This window comes from Parathalassolituus penaei, assembly GCF_026626885.1.
Lineage (GTDB): Bacteria > Pseudomonadota > Gammaproteobacteria > Pseudomonadales > Oceanobacteraceae > Oceanobacter > Oceanobacter penaei.
This window is the reverse complement of the sequence record NZ_JAPNOA010000029.1, coordinates 237,187-256,729: the sequence shown is the minus strand read 5'-3', so window position 1 is coordinate 256,729 and position 19,543 is coordinate 237,187. Positions and strand designations below refer to the sequence as shown.

Annotated in this window: 17 protein-coding genes; 14 read left to right on the top strand and 3 right to left on the bottom strand. The window is 54.5% G+C overall.

The window, feature by feature from the left end; translation table 11 throughout:
• Positions 1 to 281: 281 nt before the first annotated feature.
• From OUO13_RS12545 to OUO13_RS12535, 3 genes are all read right to left on the bottom strand, one after another.
• Positions 282 to 1,898, bottom strand: coding sequence for an NAD(P)/FAD-dependent oxidoreductase (locus OUO13_RS12545; RefSeq protein WP_283174230.1), 1,617 nt, complete (start codon positions 1,896 to 1,898; stop codon positions 282 to 284).
• 86 nt (positions 1,899 to 1,984) lie between these two features.
• Positions 1,985 to 3,037 carry a cyclic nucleotide-binding domain-containing protein gene (locus OUO13_RS12540; RefSeq protein ID WP_283174229.1) on the bottom strand — a complete coding sequence of 351 codons (1,053 nt, stop codon included), beginning with the start codon at positions 3,035 to 3,037 and terminating at the stop codon, positions 1,985 to 1,987.
• A gap of 56 nt (positions 3,038 to 3,093) precedes the next feature.
• The gene (locus OUO13_RS12535) at positions 3,094 to 3,774 is read right to left on the bottom strand and encodes a DUF502 domain-containing protein (protein ID WP_283174228.1); all 681 of its coding nucleotides are present in this window, start codon (positions 3,772 to 3,774) and stop codon (positions 3,094 to 3,096) included.
• A 508-nt stretch (positions 3,775 to 4,282) separates the two neighbouring features.
• On the opposite strand from OUO13_RS12535, the gene mraZ reads away from it, so the two are divergent.
• The 14 genes from mraZ to ftsA are packed head-to-tail and all read left to right on the top strand — an operon-like array spanning position 4,283 to position 19,511.
• A complete protein-coding gene (mraZ, locus tag OUO13_RS12530; protein WP_283174227.1) occupies positions 4,283 to 4,726 on the top strand; it encodes a division/cell wall cluster transcriptional repressor MraZ in 444 nt (147 codons plus the stop codon).
• A complete protein-coding gene (gene rsmH / locus OUO13_RS12525; RefSeq protein ID WP_283174226.1) occupies positions 4,723 to 5,658 on the top strand; it encodes a 16S rRNA (cytosine(1402)-N(4))-methyltransferase RsmH in 936 nt (311 codons plus the stop codon). The genes mraZ and rsmH overlap by 4 nt, the downstream gene beginning before the upstream one ends.
• The gene (locus OUO13_RS12520; protein WP_283174225.1) at positions 5,655 to 5,909 is read left to right on the top strand and encodes a cell division protein FtsL; all 255 of its coding nucleotides are present in this window, start codon (positions 5,655 to 5,657) and stop codon (positions 5,907 to 5,909) included. The genes rsmH and OUO13_RS12520 overlap by 4 nt, the downstream gene beginning before the upstream one ends.
• Positions 5,906 to 7,627, top strand: coding sequence for a peptidoglycan D,D-transpeptidase FtsI family protein (locus OUO13_RS12515; RefSeq protein ID WP_283174224.1), 1,722 nt, complete (start codon positions 5,906 to 5,908; stop codon positions 7,625 to 7,627). The genes OUO13_RS12520 and OUO13_RS12515 overlap by 4 nt, the downstream gene beginning before the upstream one ends.
• A 2-nt stretch (positions 7,628 to 7,629) precedes the next feature.
• Positions 7,630 to 9,105: a UDP-N-acetylmuramoyl-L-alanyl-D-glutamate--2,6-diaminopimelate ligase gene (locus tag OUO13_RS12510; protein ID WP_283174223.1), complete on the top strand. Its 1,476-nt coding sequence runs from the start codon at positions 7,630 to 7,632 to the stop codon at positions 9,103 to 9,105.
• Positions 9,095 to 10,459, top strand: coding sequence for a UDP-N-acetylmuramoyl-tripeptide--D-alanyl-D-alanine ligase (locus OUO13_RS12505; RefSeq protein WP_283174222.1), 1,365 nt, complete (start codon positions 9,095 to 9,097; stop codon positions 10,457 to 10,459). Before OUO13_RS12510 ends, OUO13_RS12505 begins: the two co-directional genes overlap by 11 nt.
• Positions 10,460 to 10,464: 5 nt before the next feature.
• Entirely contained in the window at positions 10,465 to 11,547 is a 1,083-nt protein-coding gene (mraY, locus tag OUO13_RS12500; protein ID WP_283174221.1) for a phospho-N-acetylmuramoyl-pentapeptide-transferase, read from the top strand.
• A 10-nt stretch (positions 11,548 to 11,557) separates the two neighbouring features.
• Positions 11,558 to 12,913: a UDP-N-acetylmuramoyl-L-alanine--D-glutamate ligase gene (gene murD, locus OUO13_RS12495; protein ID WP_283174220.1), complete on the top strand. Its 1,356-nt coding sequence runs from the start codon at positions 11,558 to 11,560 to the stop codon at positions 12,911 to 12,913.
• The gene (gene ftsW, locus OUO13_RS12490; RefSeq protein WP_283174219.1) at positions 12,904 to 14,070 is read left to right on the top strand and encodes a putative lipid II flippase FtsW; all 1,167 of its coding nucleotides are present in this window, start codon (positions 12,904 to 12,906) and stop codon (positions 14,068 to 14,070) included. The genes murD and ftsW overlap by 10 nt, the downstream gene beginning before the upstream one ends.
• A complete protein-coding gene (murG, locus tag OUO13_RS12485; protein WP_283174218.1) occupies positions 14,067 to 15,131 on the top strand; it encodes an undecaprenyldiphospho-muramoylpentapeptide beta-N-acetylglucosaminyltransferase in 1,065 nt (354 codons plus the stop codon). The genes ftsW and murG overlap by 4 nt, the downstream gene beginning before the upstream one ends.
• Before the next feature lie 19 nt (positions 15,132 to 15,150).
• Positions 15,151 to 16,587 (top strand): UDP-N-acetylmuramate--L-alanine ligase, encoded by a 1,437-nt coding sequence (murC, locus tag OUO13_RS12480; RefSeq protein WP_283174301.1) that lies wholly within the window; start codon positions 15,151 to 15,153, stop codon positions 16,585 to 16,587.
• The gene (locus OUO13_RS12475) at positions 16,577 to 17,500 is read left to right on the top strand and encodes a D-alanine--D-alanine ligase (protein ID WP_283174217.1); all 924 of its coding nucleotides are present in this window, start codon (positions 16,577 to 16,579) and stop codon (positions 17,498 to 17,500) included. The genes murC and OUO13_RS12475 overlap by 11 nt, the downstream gene beginning before the upstream one ends.
• Positions 17,501 to 17,502: 2 nt before the next feature.
• A complete protein-coding gene (locus OUO13_RS12470) occupies positions 17,503 to 18,276 on the top strand; it encodes a cell division protein FtsQ/DivIB (protein WP_283174216.1) in 774 nt (257 codons plus the stop codon).
• Positions 18,276 to 19,511: a cell division protein FtsA gene (gene ftsA, locus OUO13_RS12465; RefSeq protein WP_283174215.1), complete on the top strand. Its 1,236-nt coding sequence runs from the start codon at positions 18,276 to 18,278 to the stop codon at positions 19,509 to 19,511. Before OUO13_RS12470 ends, ftsA begins: the two co-directional genes overlap by 1 nt.
• The last annotated feature ends 32 nt before the right edge of the window (positions 19,512 to 19,543 follow it).

Genomic DNA, 19,543 nt, shown 5'->3' with positions numbered 1-19,543 from the left:
ATCAGATTACAGGAGGCTCTTATTTGCTCGGACGAGCTTAGACGCAGTGTGATGATGCCAGAATATGCCGAACGGCGGGGCGTTTCACTGCGCTGATTCATATATTGGCCGCTGACGATTCTCGCACAAACTTTACGCGAAAACAGCGGGTTATAATGCCTGATAGAAAAATATCTTTTGTCATATCGGCAGTTTTGCAAGACTGGCAGGTATATAGATTGTCACGAATGGATGGTACTCACCTGGAGTACCATCCGGACATTTTCCGATCTTCTATAGGATCAGTATTGGGCCGTACAGCTTTTGATCAGATCAATAGCTACTGTTTCGGCAACCTTGATACCGTCGACTCCGGCGGACAGGATGCCACCGGCATAACCGGCACCTTCACCAGCAGGGTACAGGCCGCGAATGTTCAGACTCTGCAGATTTTCACCGCGGGTAATGCGCAGTGGTGACGAAGTGCGGGTTTCCACACCGGTCAGTACCGCATCGTAACGGTTGAATCCCTTGATCTGGCGATCAAACGCAGGCAATGCTTCACGGATTGCCTGAATGGCGTAATCCGGCAGTGCCGTTGCCAGGTCGGTCAGGTGTACACCTGGTTCGTAGGATGGAATGACATCCCCCAAAGACGTTGATGCCTTGCCTTTAATAAAGTCACCAACCAGTTGAGCAGGGGCTTCATAGGTGCCACCGCCGAGTTCGTAGGCACGTTTTTCCCACTGACGCTGGAACGCAATCCCCGCAAGCGGACCACCTGGATAATCATCCGGCGTAATGCCTACCACAATACCGGCGTTGGCATTGCGCTCGTTACGGGAATATTGGCTCATGCCGTTGGTAACGACGTGGCCTTCTTCTGACGTCGCAGCAACCACACGGCCGCCTGGGCACATACAGAAGCTGTATACGCCACGGCCGTTTTTGGCGTGATGAACGATTTTGTAGTCAGCTGCACCCAGCAACGGATTGCCAGCGCTTTTGCCAAAGCGGGCGCGGTCGATAAGAGACTGTGGATGTTCGATCCGGAAACCGATGGAAAACGGTTTGGCTTCCATGAATACACCACGTTCGTGGAGCATTTCGAAGGTGTCGCGAGCACTGTGGCCGAGAGCCAGAATGACGTGGTCGGTGCGCAGTTCCTGTTCACTGTTCACGATTACACCACGCAGCTGGTCTTTCTCGATGATGACGTCGGTCACCTGCTGTTCGAAGCGGATTTCACCACCAAGGCTTTCAATCTCGGTGCGCATGTTTTCAATCATGCTGACCAGCCGGAATGTACCAATGTGCGGTTTACTGACGTAGAGAATTTCTTCCGGGGCGCCAGCTTTGACGAATTCGGTCAGAACCTTGCGGCCATAATGATGCGGGTCCTTGATCTGGCTGTAGAGCTTGCCGTCCGAGAACGTGCCTGCGCCACCTTCGCCAAACTGGACGTTGGATTGGGTGTTGAGCTTGTTTTTACGCCACAGCCCCCAGGTGTCCTTGGTGCGTTCACGAACCTTTTTGCCGCGTTCCAGCACAATCGGACGCAGACCCATCTGAGCCAGAACAAGTGCGGCCATCAGGCCGCAAGGACCGAATCCTACAATCACCGGACGAGCTTCGACCGGCGCATCCAGGCGGGCAACAAATTTGTAATTGGTGTCCGGTGCGACACGAACGTGCTGGTCGTGCTGATGACGTGCCAGTACCTCGGCTTCGTTGTTTACCTGGATATCAAGGGTATACACCAGCACGATGGCATCGCGTTTGCGAGCATCATAACCACGTTTGAACACTTCAAAATTCAGAAGGTCGGTGCCAGCGATGCCAAGGCGGTCGATGATGGCAGCAGGGAGGGCTTCCGGAATGTGATCAAGCGGCAGGCGCAGTTCGGTAATTCGTATCATGGAGTGTGTGCGGGGTAACCAATTACAGGGCCCCGCATTATACACAAGCCAACGGCAACCGCGTGCTGCTGTTGCCGCTTATTGGTTTATTCGTCGGACTCCAGCGAGTCGGCGGCAGGTTTGTTCTCAATTTCCGGTTGGCGCATCACTTTTACCTGATAACCGTCCTCAATCAGGATATAGGCTGCGGCTTCGGCACGACCGCCACCAATAATGACGTACATGAACACCTTGTCGAGGCTGCGCATTTCTGTGCGTAGACGTGCCAGTGGCATGGCCCGGCTACGCGGGATCGGATTGTGCTGGATTTCTTCGTTATTACGAACGTCAAGCAGAACCACGCCGGTGTCGCTGTTTTCGATGAGGTCGTCGAGGTCGGCTTCTTCGATGTACTCCAATACCAAGGACTTCAGCAGCTGGTCAAAGTCGTCTTTGTTGAGCACCATCAGAATGCCATCACTGCTCATGGTAATATTGGCGCTGCGTGGTAATTGGCTGATCAGGGCATCTTCACCGAACAGGGCGCCAGCTCCAAGAGCGGCCAGGGTTTCCAGACCTTTGGGGGTTTGACGGGTGACCAGCGCCCGGCCGCGTTTGATGACATAACATTCCGATGCTTCGTCACCCTGGGAAATGATGACATCCCCCAGTTTGACTTCGCGCTCGGCAAAGCGATTGATGAGTTTCTGGATATTGCCGGGCGGAATCTTGTTGAACAGATCGGACGTCAGCAGTGCTTCCAGCCAGTCCTGTTCTTCCGGCTCTTCGCGGTAGCTATGCGACAATTCCAGCCAGGTACTGATCAGTTCCACATGCTGGCGGCTGATCACGGCAATGATTGCATCGGTCTGGGTGATGGCGGCGTTGCGATGAATCGCGTGGGTTGCATCAAGGGCAAGAATGTTGGCGTCGTCGTCGCCCTCGACACGGTTGACCTGAAAACGGTCATCCACCAGATCAACCTGCCCCTGAAGCAGGAAATAACAATATTTCTCGGCATCGCCACGTTTGAAGAGAATTTTGCGTGCTGGCAACTCTCGCACAATAAAGTGTGGGAGCAATTCTCCGATGGCATTTTCAGAAAGGTCGTCGAACGGAATAAAGTTCTTGAGACGTTCAGGGGTTAGCAGCGGATGCATTGGATCTCAATCAAAGGGCAATGTTTAACATTCCTACAAGTCTAGCAAATGCCAGGCTATCCCGCTTGTTTGATTGCAGAATTGCGATTCTTGTCTGTATTTTCATCGTTTTTATCCGAACTTTTATCCGGATTGCTCCCCTTACTCAACCGACTGGTGCTCTGTGATACGCCGGCCGTTAGCGCAAAACGCATGGCATCCTCAAAAGACCAGTCCACTGGTGTTATCTGGGTGCGTGGCAAAAACAGTGTATACCCGCCCACCATGTAGCTCATGGGTAAATAAACGGTTACCAGATCCTGTTCCGGCATTACCTTGCTGACGGCCAGGGGTGTTTCCGGGGAGGTGATAAATCCGACAGCTGTACCTTGTCCCGGCATATTAACCAGCACTACCTGCTGTGACTGTTTTTTCTTGCCTTCAAACATCCCGGCAAAATCCTTCACTGCCCCATAGAGGGTTTTCACTACCGGAAAACGCAGCAACCAGTCTTCGAGTTCCTGAAATAACCAACTGATCGGGTTGATCTGGAACAGCAGACCAATCACCAGCAAGGTGGCCAGCATCACAATCAGGCCAGTGCCTGGAATTTCAGGAATTGGCATTGAAATCCATTCCAGCAACTTCAGACCGACATGGTTCAGCCATTCCAGTGCTGACCACAATATCCAGGCCGTTACAACCATTGGCAGGGTGACGGCGGAGCCACGCAGGACAATTCTCAACAGATAACGCATGTTTTGTCTCCAGAGGGGGTGCTCAGTTTACCGTTTTACAAACATGTTGCCGAACGGTTGAGTGATGTTTGTGTTGGGTTGTTTTACAGATGGATTGTTGCTATTTGGGCTCGTTTCCCACTCATTGAGAGCACTTTCTTCAGAAGTTACTTGAAGTGTGAGTTGCAGCATTATGACGGTTGTACCGATTTCGTCTGACAGGATTTTTTTTATTACCCTGAATTGCGCTAAGTGCTTGTGAATAAAGCATATTTTGTGAAGTGAGTGCAGGCTGGTAACTTGCAAAAGAACGGGGGCATTCCTATAGTGTCGCAAAGTGTCAGAAAGTGGCACAAACGGGAAAAATATGGGGATAGTGGCGATGAATGTCCAATTGCTGAGTCTGCGAAGGTTGAACCTTCGTCACTGTCCAATGGTCAGTTGCAGTCCTGTGTGGCATGCAGGCCCGATTGGTTGATGTGCAAACCTGTCCAGTCGGTCGTTTGGGGCTGCTAACGTGTTTCGCGGAATGTTCAACATCAGTCTCGATGCCAAAGGGCGTCTGGCGATTCCAACCCGGGTACGAGAAGTGCTGGAAGGGTTCGGGTCGACTGGGCTGGTGGTGACGGTGGACACTCAGGATCGTTGCCTGATGCTATATCCGGTATCGGAATGGTCCGTGATTGAAACCAAAGTACAGGCCTTGCCGAGTTTTGATGCCCGCGTACGTGTGATCAAGCGCATGCTGCTGGGATATGCCACCGATTGTGAACCTGACGGCAGTGGCCGCATCCTCTTGGGCGCGGCGCTGCGAGAATATGCCGGATTGTCGCGTGAGTGTGTGCTCATGGGGCAAGGCAACAAGTTGGAACTCTGGGATAAGGCTCGTTGGGATGGTGAGCTCGACCGTTACCTGCAACAGCCAATGTCGCTGGACGACCTGCCGGAAGAATTGAAGAGCCTGTCATTATGAATCTGAGTGAATTTGCCCATACCACGGTGCTGTTGGAGCCAACCGTGGAGGGTTGTCTTAACCATCCGGACGGCATCTATGTTGATGGTACGTTCGGTCGTGGTGGGCACAGCCGTCTATTGTTGTCCCGTCTTGGCAGCGGTGGCCGTCTGTTCGGATTTGACAAGGACCCGCTGGCCATCGCCGCGGGCCAGGCTCTCGAACAGGAAGATCCGCGCTTTACCATCATCCAGTCCAGCTTCGCCGATATGAAAGCCGAGCTGGCTGCGCGTGGCATTGAAAAGGTTAACGGCATCCTGCTCGACCTTGGGGTGTCTTCTCCACAGCTGGATGACGCCGAGCGCGGCTTCAGCTTTATGCGTGATGGCCCGCTGGATATGCGTATGAATCCGGATGCCGGTCTGAGTGCTGCGGAATGGGTGGCTACTACAGCTGAATCCGAAATTGCCCGTGTATTAAAAGAATACGGTGAAGAGCGTTTCGCCCGCCGTATGGCGCGTGCGCTGGTAGAGGCTCGTGGCCGCGAAGCCATTACCCGTACCGTGCAGTTGGCCGAAATCATCAAGGCAGCCAATCCAGCCTGGGAAAAACACAAACATCCAGCGACACGTGCGTTTCAGGCGATTCGTATTGCGGTAAATAACGAGCTGGGTGATCTCGAAAACGTGCTGGATGACAGCATTGACTTGCTGGCCACGGGTGGTCGTTTGTCGGTCATCAGCTTCCACTCGTTGGAAGACCGCATGGTGAAGCGTTTTATTCGTGCCGCTGAAAAGGGCCGTGATTTGCCACCGGGTCTGGCGATTCCGGAAGATCAGCTGGGCAAGACGCTGCGCCACATTGGCAAAGCCATCATGCCGGACGATGAAGAAGTCAAACGAAATGCCCGAGCGCGCAGTGCCGTGTTGCGTATTGCGGAGCGTCTGCCGTGAGTCAGTTCAATATCCTGATCTGGATCTGTGTTATGGCATCCGCTCTGATCCAGATTGCGATTACCCAGAGCAATCGTGAGTTGATGCAGGCATGGAGTCTTCTGGACCGGCAGGTCAAAGATCTGCGACTGGAACAAACCCGTATGGTGCTGGAGCTGGGGACCCTGATTTCCTACACGCGCGTCGATCTGCGTGCCCGCGCTGAGCTCGACATGATGGAAGCTGACGACGTCAGAGTATTAAAGCCATGAACGCTCACTCCGAAGAGTCGTCAACTTATAGTATTCCGCGCTGGCGCTTTATTGTCGTTCTGGTCGCATTGGGGTTGCTGTTGGGAGCGATTCTGGTTCGATTGATCATGTTGCATACCATTGATCAGCCGTTCCTGTTTGAAGAGGGTGAAAAGCGTGTTGTGCGGGCGCAGCTGGAAACGGCTCGTCGCGGCATGATCACTGATCGCTTCGGTAACCCGTTGGCTGTGAGTACTCCGGTAGTGGATATCGGTTTGCACCCGGCCCAGGTTGATCTGGCTCGTATTCCGGAGATTGCCCGTATTTTAGGGCAACCTGCAGACGCGATGGTGCGTACCGTTCGTGAGGCCGCCGCCAAGGGCCGTGGTTTTATTTATCTGGATCGTCAGGTAGAGCCGGATCTGGCCAAAGCTATTGCGGAGCTGGGGATTGATGGGATCCAGTTGCAGGAAGGCTTTCGTCGTTTTTACCCGGCAGCGGAAGTAGCATCCCACGTTGTGGGTATTGTGAATATTGACGGTCAGGGCCAGGAAGGTCTTGAGCTTGCATACGACAAATACCTGACTGGTAAGGATGGGAAACGTACGGTGGTAAAAGATCGTTACGGCCATATCGTCAAACAGGTCAGTGTTGATTCTGTTGCTGAGCCTGGTCGGGATATTACTTTGACCATTGATTTGCGCCTGCAGTATCTGGCCTATCGCGAACTGATGGCTGCAGTACAGACTCACCATGCCCGATCAGGGTCCGCGGTGATTCTGGATGCTCGTACCAGTGAGATTCTGGCGATGGTTAATCAAGGTGCTTACAACCCTAACAATCGCGCCAATTTTGTGGCTTCCAATATGCGTAACCGTGCGGTAGCGGATGTGATTGAACCGGGGTCCACCGTCAAGCCTTTTACGGTGGCGGCAGCGCTGGAGTCTGGTCTGTTCCAGCCAACCACTCTGGTGGATACCAATCCGGGGTGGGTGCGGGTGCGCAATAAAACCATTCGTGACCACCGTAACTACGGTGTGCTGGATCTGACTGGCATTATCACCAAGTCCAGTAACGTGGGGTCACGTTTCCTGGCCAAGACCATTGGTCCTCAGGCCTTGTGGAAAATGTTCAGCGATGCAGGCATGGGGCAGCCGAGCGGCCTTGGCTTCCCCGGTGAGAGCGTCGGGGTTTTGCCGTTCCCTGAACAGTTGGATGAACTGCGTCTGGCAACGGCTTCCTACGGTTACAGTATCGCCATGTCGCCATTGCAACTGGCGCAGGCTTATACCTCGTTTACCCAGCAGGGTTGCCGCAAACCTGCCTATCTGGTGGCAGAGGCACGCCGTGAAGAGCCTTGTCATCCGGTGATGTCAGAAAAAGTCGCCCGTCAGGTGCTGGATATGATGGAAACCGTAACGTCCAACGTGGGTACCGCCAGTCGTGCGCGCGTTATGGGTTATCGCGTGGGGGGGAAAACCGGTACCGCTCACCGGGTCGGTGATCATGGTTATGAAGAATCTTCCTATACCGCGGTGTTCGCCGGTGTGGCACCGATTACCAATCCGGATCTCGTGATGGTGGTGGTGATCGACGATCCGCAGGGTAAGGAATACTACGGTGGTGAGGTATCTGCCCCGGTGTTTGGTCGCATCATGGAACAGGCATTGCGTCTGCGTCAGGTGCCGCCGGATAACGTTGGCAAAAACGGACTGCAGATTGCCGGAGGAGCCCAGTAATTATGGCCACTATGCGTATCAGCCAGATTGTGGGTGCGGGCATGTTTGTGCCGCCGGAGTGGGATCGCGAATGCCATCACATCGTGCTCGACAGTCGTGATGTCAAACGCGGTGATCTGTTTATTGCCCGTGCCGGCAGTCTGGCCCGTGGCCAGGATTTTATCAAGGCAGCCCTGGCGGCTGGTGCGATTGCCGTGCTGGAAGAGGGTGAATTCGGGTTTCGTTGTGAAGCGGGTGGTGTGCCGGTATTCAGCGTGCCTGACCTCGCTAGTCAATTACCGGGCTGGTTACTGCGTCGTTACCAGCAGGCCCGGACGTTGCCCTTGTTGGCAGTGACTGGCACCAATGGCAAAAGCTCAACCGTGCAGTATGTGGCCCAGCTGGTCAGCCGTCTGGGGCAACGTTGTGGCGTGATTGGTACAACCGGCAACGGTATCTGGCCTGATCTGCAACCGACCCGCAATACCACACCGGATCTGGCGACGACCTTGCGCTGCCTCGAAGAGATGCAAGAGCAGGGTGCCTGCCTGGCGGCGATGGAGGTGTCGTCCCACGGCCTGCATCAAGGGCGTGTCAGCGGACTGGAGTTTGCGGTCGCTGCGATTACCAACATCACCCAGGATCATCTCGATTATCACGGCACCATGGATAATTATCAGGCGGCCAAACAGCGCCTGTTTACCGATTTTCCTTTGGGTCAGGCGATTCTGAACCTTGATGACGCCCGAATTGCGGCGATGCGCCATCAGGCCAATCTGCGAGTGCCGGGGTTAACCCTGTCGTGTGAGCAGGATGCGGACATCATGATTCGTGATCCGCAGTTCAGCAGCCGCTGGATGTCAGCACAGCTGACCAGCCCTTGGGGAGAAGCTCGCCTGCAGGTGCCGCTGATTGGCGGTTTTAACCTGGTTAATGCGGTGATGGCGATCAGCATGCTGGCGGCTGCCGGTTTTGATTTCAATGCACTGGTGGCAGCGGCTGCCAGTCTGCGTCCCGTCGATGGGCGTATGGAGCTGTACGTTCGTGATGGTAGTCCGTCGGTAGTGGTGGATTTTGCTCACACCCCGGACGCTATCAGTACGGTAATTGGTGCGCTGCGCCCCTGGAATCGGCCATTAACGCTGGTATACGGCTGTGGCGGCGAGCGCGATCGCAGCAAGCGTCCGCTGATGACCGAAGCCGCTCTGGCGGCAGATCAGGTCTGGTTGACCGACGACAACCCGCGCGGTGAAAGCCCAGCACAAATCTGGGTGGATGCGCTGGATGTTGATGGTGCCGGGCGTGTGGTCTGCGAGCACAATCGCGAGCGTGCGATTGTTGGAGCACTGGCAGCAACACCTGCCGATGGTTTGCTGGTGATTGCCGGCAAAGGTCATGAAAACTATCAGGAAATTGCAGGAGTACGGCATCCGTATCGGGATGCCGATGTACTGCTGGAAATGGGTTATCAACGCGCCGGGGGCGAAGATGTTGTTTGATTTTACCCTTGCAGCGGCGGCCGAACGTCTGGGAGTCAAGGCTCCGGAGCGTGCCGATGAGCTGGAGTGTACCGGGGTTTGCACGGATACCCGCAAAATTCGCCCGGGCGACCTGTATGTTGCCCTGCGTGGAGAACGTTTTAACGGTAACGAATTCGTCAGTGATGCGTTGGCTGCCGGTGCGGTGGCGGCCATTACCGATGAAGAGCCGCCGGTTGGTCTGGAAGACCGCTGTCTGCAGGTTAATGACACTCTGACCGCTCTGGCTGAGCTGGGTGGGTGGCAGCGTGATGCGTTTAAAGGCCCGGTGGTAGCAATTACCGGTAGTGCTGGCAAAACCTCAACCAAACAGTTGATGGCCGGTGTGCTGGCGCAGTCATTCAATACCTGGATGACCCAGGGCAACCTGAATAATCACATTGGTGCACCTTTGACCCTGATGGCGTTACAGCCGGAGCATGAAGCCGCTGTAATCGAGCTGGGTGCCAGTGGTCGTGGCGAAATCGCCTGGACTGCCCGGCAGGTAAAACCGCGGGTTGGCATCATTACCAACGCTGCCGGTGCGCATCTGGAAGGTTTTGGCAGTCTGCAGGGTGTGGTGGAAACCAAAGGCGAACTGATTGATCACGTCGCTGCGGATGGCTGTGTGGTTCTGAACGCCGATGACGCTGCGTATGAACAGTGGCGTCAGCGTGCCGGTGAGCGCCAGATTTTGGCATTTGGCCTGGATAAGCCTGCGGATGTCACTGCCACTGAACTGGAATGCGGACTGGTTTCCAGTCAGTTCAAACTGTGTTTTGTCGGTGCCCAGGTAGCCATTGAACTGCCTCTGCCGGGCCGTCACAACGTACGTAATGCACTCGCCGTTGCCGCGGCTGCTCTGGCGTTGGGTATGCCACTTGAAGTAATCGCTGCAGGTCTGCAACAAGCGACTGCCGTGAAGGGACGTATGCAGCGTGTGGCCGCAGTTAACGGCCTGACTCTGGTCGACGACAGCTACAACGCAAATCCCGCTTCACTTAATGCAGCGATTGATGTAATAAGCCTCGCGCCAAATTCCTGGCTGGTTCTGGGCGATATGGCCGAGCTTGGCGAAGACGCTGACAAGGCCCATGGCGACGCAGGTCGTTATGCCAGGGAAAAGGGAGTAGCGGTTCTGGTTGCGACCGGGCCATTAAGCCGTTTTGCAGCAGAAGCGTTTGGGGCCAGCGGTGTCTGGTTTGATAACAAACCGGCTGTTGTGGAATACATCAAAAACAATGCCCCTGAACAGACGTTGGTGCTGGTCAAGGGTTCACGCAGTGCCGGCATGGATGACGTGGTCCGCGCCCTGCAAGTCGTATCTGGGGAATAAATCTTATGTTGCTGTGGCTGGGGGAATGGCTGTCCCAATTCCAATCCGGGTTTGGGGTTGTAGGCTACCTGACCGTTCGTACCATTTTCGCCATCATTACGGCCCTTATGGTGTCGTTGATGTTTGGACCTCTGGTGATCCGCAAACTGCGTGAATACCAGATTGGCCAGGCTATCCGTGAATTGGGTCCGAAGTCACACCTGAGCAAGGCCGGTACTCCAACCATGGGGGGTGTGCTGATCCTGTTGGCGATCGCCATCAGTACCCTGCTGTGGGGCAACCTCGAGAACCGTTTTGTCTGGATCGTACTGCTGGTAACCCTGCTGTTTGGTGCGATTGGCTGGGTTGATGATTATCGCAAGGTGGTCGAGAAAAACTCTCGTGGTCTGCCTGCACGCTGGAAGTATTTCTGGCAGTCCGTACTGGCGCTGGTGGCGGGTAGTTTCCTGTATGCAACCGCCCAGAGTCCGGCCGAAACCCAGTTCGTGGTGCCGTTTATGAAGGACGTGATGCCGCAGCTGGGCTTGCTGTTCATCCTGTTGACCTATTTCACCATCGTTGGCTCCAGTAACGCTGTGAACCTGACCGATGGTCTGGATGGTCTGGCTATCATGCCAACCGTAATGGTCAGTGCAGCACTGGGCGTGTGTTCTTATCTGGCTGGCCACGCGGCGTTTGCCAGTTATCTGCATATTCCGTATATCCCGGGTGCCGGTGAGCTGGTGGTGTTCTGTGGTGCCATGGTGGGTGCCGGTATCGGTTTCTTGTGGTTCAACACTTACCCGGCCCAGGTATTTATGGGTGATGTGGGTTCTCTGGCACTGGGGGCAGCGTTGGGGATCGTGGCGGTGATCATTCGTCAGGAACTGGTGCTGTTTATCATGGGCGGTATTTTTGTGGCCGAAACCGTGTCGGTCATCCTGCAGGTTGCCTCGTTCAAAATGACTGGCAAACGTATTTTCCGCATGGCACCGCTGCACCACCACTTCGAACTGAAGGGCTGGCCGGAACCACGTGTCATTGTACGTTTCTGGATCATCACCATCATTCTGGTGCTGGTCGGTCTGGCCACGCTGAAGATTCGCTAAGGGGATGGTCATGACAGGCACTGCGATGGCGGGCAAACAGTATCTGGTGGTTGGTCTGGGGGTATCCGGACTGGCAACTGCCCGTTACTGCCAGCGAATGGGCTGGGCGTTTGATCTGGCTGACAGCCGTGACAACCCGCCAGCAGTGGCCGAACTGCGTGCTGAATTTCCGCAGTCGCAACTGTTTTGTGGAACTTTTACGGCGGAACGCCTGTGCGCCTACCAGACCCTGATTGTCAGCCCTGGAATTGCTCTCGCCGAGCCTGCTATCCAGGCTGCGTTGGCAGCCGGTGTTGAGGTGGTTGGCGATGTTGAGCTGTTTGCCCGGGTGGCGCAGCGTCCGGTAATCGGGATCACCGGTTCCAACGGTAAAAGCACCGTCACCACTCTGGTGCGCGATATGCTCAACGAAGCCGGTTGCAAGGCTGAAATGGGCGGCAACATCGGTGTGCCGGTGCTTGATCTGCTGTTGGGCGAAGCGCCGGATGTGTACGTTCTGGAACTGTCCAGTTTTCAGCTGGAAACCACCGCATCCCTGAAGCTGGCTGGTGCTGTGATTCTGAACCTCAGTGAAGATCATATGGATCGTTACGAGGGAATGGCAGATTACCTGGCGGCCAAACAGCGGATATTTGCTCATGCTGAGCTGGCGGTGATTAATCGTGATGATCACACCACCATCCCGGCGACCAGGGTTGCCCGTGAGACCGGTTTTACGCTGACAGAACCTCAGGGTTCTGATTTTGGCCTGGTCGAAGACGCGGACGGTTGCTGGATTGTGCAGAATGGTGAGCGTCTGATTCACAGCGCGGATGTCCGTATCAAAGGTCGTCACAATCTGGCGAATGCCATGGCAGCGCTGGCGCTGGTGGCTGCGGTTGGTGTTGAGCCTTCCCGTGCCGTACAAACGCTGAAAACCTTCGGTGGCCTGGATCATCGTTGCCAGTGGGTGGATGAGGTTGCAGGCGTAGATTTTATCAATGATTCCAAGGGCACCAACGTGGGTTCCACGCTCGCCGCTCTGAATGGCCTGGGTCCGGAAACCTCCGGGCGCATCTGGCTGCTGGCGGGGGGTGACGGAAAAGGTCAGGATTTTTTACCCTTGCTGGAGCCGTGCTCCCGTTATTGTGGCGCCGTGATCTGTTTTGGTCGTGACGGTGCCCGTATTGCTGAAACCCTGAAATCGGTTGCTGAGTGTCCGGTGGTTGAGGATATGCAGGCAGCGTTTGATTTGGCGATCAGCCGTGCTGGTATGGGCGATCTGGTGTTGCTATCTCCTGCTTGTGCAAGCCTGGATCAGTTCCGTAACTACGTTGAACGTGGTCAACGCTTCCGCTCCATGGTGGAGGTCCACGCATGCAACTGAAGCTGGGTGAACTGGGTTGGCAATGGAATTCGGTCTATTTCTTGCCGGTGTTGGGTTTGCTGGGGATGGGGTGGTTGATGGTGACATCGGCATCTACCGGTATTGCTGCCAGTTATACCGGTAATTCTGCGTACTTTTCGATTCGCCACGGTATTTATGTTCTGCTGGGAATTGTGGCAATGCTGTACATATCGCGCATTCCAATTGCCTATTGGCGCCAGTTTGAGCTGCACATGATGATTGCAGCTTTTATTGGTCTGGTGATGGTGTTGATTCCGGGGATTGGTCACGAGGTAAATGGTAGCCGTCGTTGGCTGAACCTTGGGATTATCAAGATACAGGCATCGGAGCTGGCCAAGCTGGCAGCTGTGTATTACATCGCTGGTTATCTGGTGCGGCGGCAGAATGAAGTGCTGCAGAGTTTCTGGGGCTTCGTCAAACCCATGGTGATTCTGGTGGTGATGGTGCTGCTGATGCTGGTTGAGCCGGACTTCGGTGCCGCGGTGGTATTGCTGGGATCGGCGATGATCCAGCTGTTCCTCGGTGGTGTTCGTGCTGGTCAGTATTTTGTATTGACCATCGGCACTCTTGTGCTGGCAGTGATTGTGGTAACCAGTGAGGAATGGCGGGTACAGCGTCTGATGGCTTACCTTGATCCTTGGGCGCCAGAGCATGTGTACAACACGGGTTACCAGTTAACTCAATCCCTGATTGCATTTGGTCGTGGTGACATCTGGGGGGTTGGCCTTGGCGAAAGTATCCAGAAGCTCTTTTATTTGCCGGAAGCGCATACTGACTTTGTATTTGCTATCTGGGCGGAGGAAACCGGTCTGGTGGGCGGGCTGGTCGCGATTGGTCTGCTGACGTTCCTGGTGGGGCGAATCTGGCAAACGGTCTGGAAAGCTCAGCAAAATGGCTACATGTTTGGTGCTTATGTCGCTGCGGGGATTGGTTCCATGCTGGCGTTTCAGGTGGTGATCAATCTGGGTGTGAATATTGGTCTGTTGCCAACCAAGGGGCTGACGCTGCCGTTTTTCAGTTATGGCGGCAGTAGTCTGGTACTGGCATGTGTGATGGTAGGAATGGTGATGCGAATTCATCATGAGGCAGAGCAGATGGAAGTGGGTGGTTCTGCCACCAAGGGAGCGGCAGCATGAGTCGTACGGCTCTCATTATGGCTGCCGGTACTGGCGGCCATGTATTTCCGGCGTTGGCTGTGGCCAAAGAGCTACAGCAGCGTGGTTATGACATTCACTGGCTGGGCACTCCAGCTGGTATTGAACAACGTCTGGTGCCTGCCAATGGTATTCCGCTGCATGCTGTCAATATCAAAGGCCTGCGTGGAAAGGGGGTTGCCGGTTTGTTGATGGCGCCGCTGCGTATTGCCCAGGCGACCTGGCAGTCCATGAAAGTGATGCATCAGATCAAGGCCTCCATCGTAGTGGGTTTTGGTGGTTATATCGCTGGTCCCGGTGGTGTTGCGGCACGTATGTGTGGTTTGCCATTGGTGATTCATGAGCAAAATGCGCTGGCTGGAATGACCAATCGCCTGCTGAGTCGCATTGCACATGTCAGCCTGCAGGCGTTTCCGGGAGCATTGCCAACGGCGAAGGTGGTTGGTAATCCGGTGCGTGCCGGGCTGGATTCACTGAAGAGCGCTGCGATTGAAGAACCGCGTCGTCTGCGTGTACTGGTGGTTGGCGGCAGTCTTGGTGCGGTAGCGCTCAACGATGTGGTGTTGGCCTGCTGGAGCATGATGCCAGTAGATGCCCGCCCGGAACTGCGTCATCAGACTGGCCAGAAAGATTATGAGCGTATGGCGGCGGCGTATGCCGGAACCGATGTTGAGGCAAACGTATCAGCCTTCATCGACGACATGAACGAAGCCTATCAATGGGCTGATCTGGTGATTTGCCGTGCAGGTGCCCTGACGGTGTCCGAACTGGCAGCAGCAGGCAAGGCGGCGGTATTTGTTCCATTCCCGTTTGCGGTTGATGATCACCAGACAGTGAATGCCGGTTATCTGGTGAAAGCCGGTGCTGCATTGCTCAAGCAGCAAAAAGAAATTACTCCGGAGTGGCTTCTGGAGACTGTTAACCAACTGAATTCTGACCGCGCCCGTCTGGCCGGTATGGCCGCCAACAGCCGCAAGCTGGCGATGCCAACCGCGACCCGCGACACCGCAGATATTATCGAGAGGATGACCCGTGCCCACTGATTCCAGCAACGCCAGCCCGATGCAGGCGATGATTCCCGAAATGCGACGCATCCGTCGTATTCACTTTGTTGGTATTGGTGGTACTGGCATGTGTGGTATTGCCGAAGTACTGCTGAACCAGGGATACAACATCAGTGGTTCCGATATTCGCAGTTCTGCCGTGACTCAACGTCTGGTGGCGCTTGGTGCCGACGTATTTATTGGTCACGTAGCCGAAAATGTTGTGGGCGCTGACGTTGTGGTGGTGTCTTCCGCCATTGATGCAACCAACCCGGAAGTCGCTCAGGCATTGTCAAACCGTGTGCCAGTGGTTCGCCGTGCCGAGATGCTGGCGGAACTGATGCGTTTCCGTCACGGTATTGCCATTGCCGGGACCCACGGCAAGACCACTACGACCAGTCTGATGACCAGTATTCTGGCAGAAGCCGGTATGGACCCGACGTTTGTCATTGGTGGCAAACTGAACAGTGCCGGTTCCAATGCTCGTCTGGGTGCCAGTCGTTATCTGGTGGCCGAAGCTGACGAGTCCGATGCGTCCTTCCTGCACCTGCAGCCAATGGTGTCGATTGTGACCAACATCGATGCGGACCACATGTCGACTTATGGTGGCGATTTCGAGCGTCTGAAGCAGACCTTCGTTGAGTTCCTGCACAATCTGCCGTTTTACGGACTGGCGGTGGTGTGTATTGATGATCCGACCGTGCGTGAAATTCTGCCGCAAATCAGCCGTCAGACCATTACCTATGGTTTCTCGGATGATGCCGATTACCGTGCAATTGATCTCAGGCAGGAAGGCCTGTTCACCGAATTTACCCTGGTGCGTCCTGGAGATCGCCCATCGTTGCATGTGCGTATGCGTATGCCGGGTGCTCACAACGTATTGAATGCGCTGGCGACGGTTGCCGTTGCTGACGAGGAGTGTGTGCCGGATTCCGCGATTCAGGCAGCACTGGAGAAGTTCGCAGGTGTGGGACGTCGTTTTACCGTTTGTGGTGAATTTCCGGTCGGTGATGGCAATGTCATGATGGTCGACGATTATGGCCACCACCCGCGTGAGCTGGAAGTGACCATTGAAGCGATTCGCAAAGGGTTCCCGGAGCGTCGTCTGGTGATGGTATTCCAGCCACACCGTTATAGCCGTACTCGTGATCTGTATGAAGACTTTGTGAAAGTCCTGTCTCGTGCCGATGTGTTGTTGCTGATGGATGTATACCCGGCGGGTGAAAAACCGATTGCCGGTGCTGACGGTCGCTCTATGTGTGGCAGTATTCGCCAGCGTGGTTTGGTCGACCCAGTGTTTATCGAGCGCGGTGAAGGCGTTAACGACGTGCTGAAAAGTGTATTGCGCCCGGGGGATCTGCTGTTGACCCAGGGTGCGGGAGATATTGGTTCACTGGCTCTCCAGCTGGCTGAACAATTGCCACAGTTGCTGCAGGAGAGTGGTCATGGCGTTTGATCCGTCTGTATATGGACGTGTTGCGGTTCTGATGGGCGGCACTTCTGCCGAACGTCCGGTTTCCCTGCGCAGTGGCAGTGCTGTTCATAGCGCTCTGGTCAGTCGTGGTGTCAACGCGGTTGCGATTGATGTGGGTAACGACATCGCTACTCGCCTGGCATCCGAGCATTTTGATATGGCGTTTATTGCGCTCCACGGTCGTGGTGGTGAAGACGGCAGTATTCAGGGCTTGCTGGAATGGATGCAGATTCCTTACACCGGGAGTGGTGTGCTGGCATCGGCGCTGGGGATGGACAAGTGGCGGACCAAAATGGTCTGGAGTGCCGCAGGTTTGCCCACTCCGGCCGCTTGTTTGCTGGATCGCAACAGCCAATGGCCGGATGTCATCAGCAAGTTGAACTTCAACGCTATTGTAAAGCCGGCGCATGAAGGTTCGAGCATTGGTATGCGTCGTGTTCACGATGCTGCCCAGTTGCAGGAAAGTTTCGAGTTCGCCAGTCAGTACGATGCACTGGTTTTGGCGGAGCAGTGGATCACCGGCCGTGAATATACCGTTGCCGTGTTGGGTGATCAGGTGTTGTCACCGATTCGTCTGGTGACCAGCCACGAATTTTACGATTACGAAGCCAAATACGAAGCCAATGATACCCAGTATCTGCTGCCATGTGGTCTTGAAGAAAACAAGGAAGCCGAATTGAAAGCGCTGGTCCGCAGCGCATTTGATGTAGTGGGTTGCCGTGGTTGGGGGCGTGTTGATGTTATGCAGGATGAAGATGGCAAATTCTGGTTGCTGGAAGTGAATACCGCTCCTGGTATGACCGACCATAGCCTGGTGCCCATGGCGGCTCGTCATGCCGGACTGAACTTCAGTGATCTGGTATTAACCTTGCTTGATGAGGTCAGGGGCCGTTAATCATGGCAGTCAAGGAAGCGCCGCGTGGCGCGGTTCCATTGCCACAGAAGAGGGAACCGATAAAGATCCGGATCCGGGTTCCGACTTTTATAACCTACTATCTGCCACGTTTGTTGTTGGCCTGCATGGTGGTGGCGGTACTGGCGGTAGCGGGGCGAGAAGGACTGAAGCATTGGCCGATGACTGATGTCGAAATTGTTGGCCGACTAAGTGTGTTGGATCCGTATGAACTTGCAGAACACGTCATGTGGATCAAGGACGAGAACTTTTTTTCGGTAGATGTTTATAAAGTCTATCAGGAATTACAGGGATTACCCCTGGTGGCCAGTGTCGCGGTTCGTAAACGTTGGCCTGCTACTGTGCAAATTCTGGTGTTTGAGGATTTGCCGGTAGCAATCTGGAATGATGACCAGATTCTCACTGCCTCTGGTCGGCTGTCGGCCATACCGGAAGGTTTTGATACCAGTGAGTTGATGAAACTGTATGGGGCAGACCCGGTACAGTCTGACTCGGTGAGGATCTTCAGACGTCTGCAGCAGGCGTTGGTCGGAACTGGCGTTCAGGTGACTTCCATGAACGTTAATGCTGTACGAAGTGTTGACGCATCCTTGTCTAATGGCTGGGTTGTGAGGTTTGGGCGACAATATTTTGACGAACGATTGCAGCGACTCATTCTCCTGATATCGAATCTGGATGGACAACAGATCAAACAGGTGGACTTGCGTTATGGCAAGGGGGCTGCAATCCGATGGCAGACAACGGGAGAGACCGGGTAATGGTTCATTCTCAGGCAGGCAAGATGCTGGTGGGGCTTGATATTGGCACATCCAAGATTGTGGCAATTGTAGGCGAAGTAACACCTGAGGGTGGGATCGAAATCGTTGGCCTCGGCTGTCATCCGAGTCGCGGTATGAAAAAAGGCGTGGTGGTGAATATTGAATCCACTGTGCAATCGATCCGTCGCGCGGTGGAAGAAGCCGAATTGATGGCTGGTTGTCGTATCCATTCAGTATATGCGGGTATTGCTGGTAGCCATGTACATTCCCAGAATTCGAATGGCGTTGTGGCTATTCGTGGTGAGGAAATTACCGAGGCAGATGTCGAAAGAGTAATAGATGCTGCCCAGGCTGTTGCGATACCGCAGGATCGTCGAACAATCCATGTGTTGCCGCAGGAATATTCTGTCGACCATCAGGATGGCATACGCGAACCGATTGGTATGGCCGGTGTGCGTCTTGAAGCAAAGGTGCACCTGGTTACGGCGGCCGTAAATGCGGCGCAAAATATTGAACGTTGTGTACAGCGCTGCGGATTGCAGACTGACGATATTATTCTTGAGCAATTGGCATCCAGTTATGCGGTTCTGACCGATGACGAACGCGAGCTCGGTGTATGTATGGTCGATATTGGTGGTGGTACTACTGATATAGCGATTTTTACTGACGGTGCCATTCGTCACACTGCGGTAATTCCGATCGCCGGTGATCAGGTGACCAACGATATTGCCATGGCATTGCTGACACCAACCCAACATGCCGAAGAGATCAAAATCAAGTACGCATGCGCTTTACGCCAGTTGGCTCGTGATGATGAACTTATCAATGTGCCGAGTGTGGGAGACCGTCCTCCACGTCAATTGTCACGACTGGCATTAGCGGATGTTGTGGAGCCCAGATATGACGAATTGTTTTCGTTAATTCAGGCGGAATTGCGACGCAGCGGCTATGATGAATTAATACCGGCGGGAGTGGTACTTACTGGCGGAACGGCTAAAATGGAAGGTGTGGTGGAGTTGGCAGAGGAAATATTCCATATGCCTGTTCGACTGGCACGTCCACATGGAGTAACCGGATTGACTGACGTGATTAATAATCCGATTTACTCCACTGCCGTAGGGTTGTTGCTGTATGCAGCCAAACAGTCGAAAAATAAATCTGTCGCGGCAGTAGTAGAAAAACCAAAACCCGGATTGCTATCACAGATAACATCATGGATTAAGGGTAATTTCTAACGTCGGGTTCTGGCGTGCAGGAAAGGGGGAAA

What these genes read in the sequence shown, in the direction of transcription:
- OUO13_RS12545 (WP_283174230.1), bottom strand. Translation starts at nt 1,898, where the DNA reads ATGATACGAATTACCGAACTGCGCCTGCCGCTTGATCACATTCCGGAA.
- OUO13_RS12540 (WP_283174229.1), bottom strand. Translation starts at nt 3,037, where the DNA reads ATGCATCCGCTGCTAACCCCTGAACGTCTCAAGAACTTTATTCCGTTC.
- OUO13_RS12535 (WP_283174228.1), bottom strand. Translation starts at nt 3,774, where the DNA reads ATGCGTTATCTGTTGAGAATTGTCCTGCGTGGCTCCGCCGTCACCCTG.
- mraZ (WP_283174227.1), top strand. Translation starts at nt 4,283, where the DNA reads ATGTTCAACATCAGTCTCGATGCCAAAGGGCGTCTGGCGATTCCAACC.
- rsmH (WP_283174226.1), top strand. Translation starts at nt 4,723, where the DNA reads ATGAATCTGAGTGAATTTGCCCATACCACGGTGCTGTTGGAGCCAACC.
- OUO13_RS12515 (WP_283174224.1), top strand. Translation starts at nt 5,906, where the DNA reads ATGAACGCTCACTCCGAAGAGTCGTCAACTTATAGTATTCCGCGCTGG.
- OUO13_RS12510 (WP_283174223.1), top strand. Translation starts at nt 7,630, where the DNA reads ATGGCCACTATGCGTATCAGCCAGATTGTGGGTGCGGGCATGTTTGTG.
- OUO13_RS12505 (WP_283174222.1), top strand. Translation starts at nt 9,095, where the DNA reads ATGTTGTTTGATTTTACCCTTGCAGCGGCGGCCGAACGTCTGGGAGTC.
- mraY (WP_283174221.1), top strand. Translation starts at nt 10,465, where the DNA reads ATGTTGCTGTGGCTGGGGGAATGGCTGTCCCAATTCCAATCCGGGTTT.
- murD (WP_283174220.1), top strand. Translation starts at nt 11,558, where the DNA reads ATGACAGGCACTGCGATGGCGGGCAAACAGTATCTGGTGGTTGGTCTG.
- ftsW (WP_283174219.1), top strand. Translation starts at nt 12,904, where the DNA reads ATGCAACTGAAGCTGGGTGAACTGGGTTGGCAATGGAATTCGGTCTAT.
- murG (WP_283174218.1), top strand. Translation starts at nt 14,067, where the DNA reads ATGAGTCGTACGGCTCTCATTATGGCTGCCGGTACTGGCGGCCATGTA.
- murC (WP_283174301.1), top strand. Translation starts at nt 15,151, where the DNA reads ATGCAGGCGATGATTCCCGAAATGCGACGCATCCGTCGTATTCACTTT.
- OUO13_RS12475 (WP_283174217.1), top strand. Translation starts at nt 16,577, where the DNA reads ATGGCGTTTGATCCGTCTGTATATGGACGTGTTGCGGTTCTGATGGGC.
- OUO13_RS12470 (WP_283174216.1), top strand. Translation starts at nt 17,503, where the DNA reads ATGGCAGTCAAGGAAGCGCCGCGTGGCGCGGTTCCATTGCCACAGAAG.
- ftsA (WP_283174215.1), top strand. Translation starts at nt 18,276, where the DNA reads ATGGTTCATTCTCAGGCAGGCAAGATGCTGGTGGGGCTTGATATTGGC.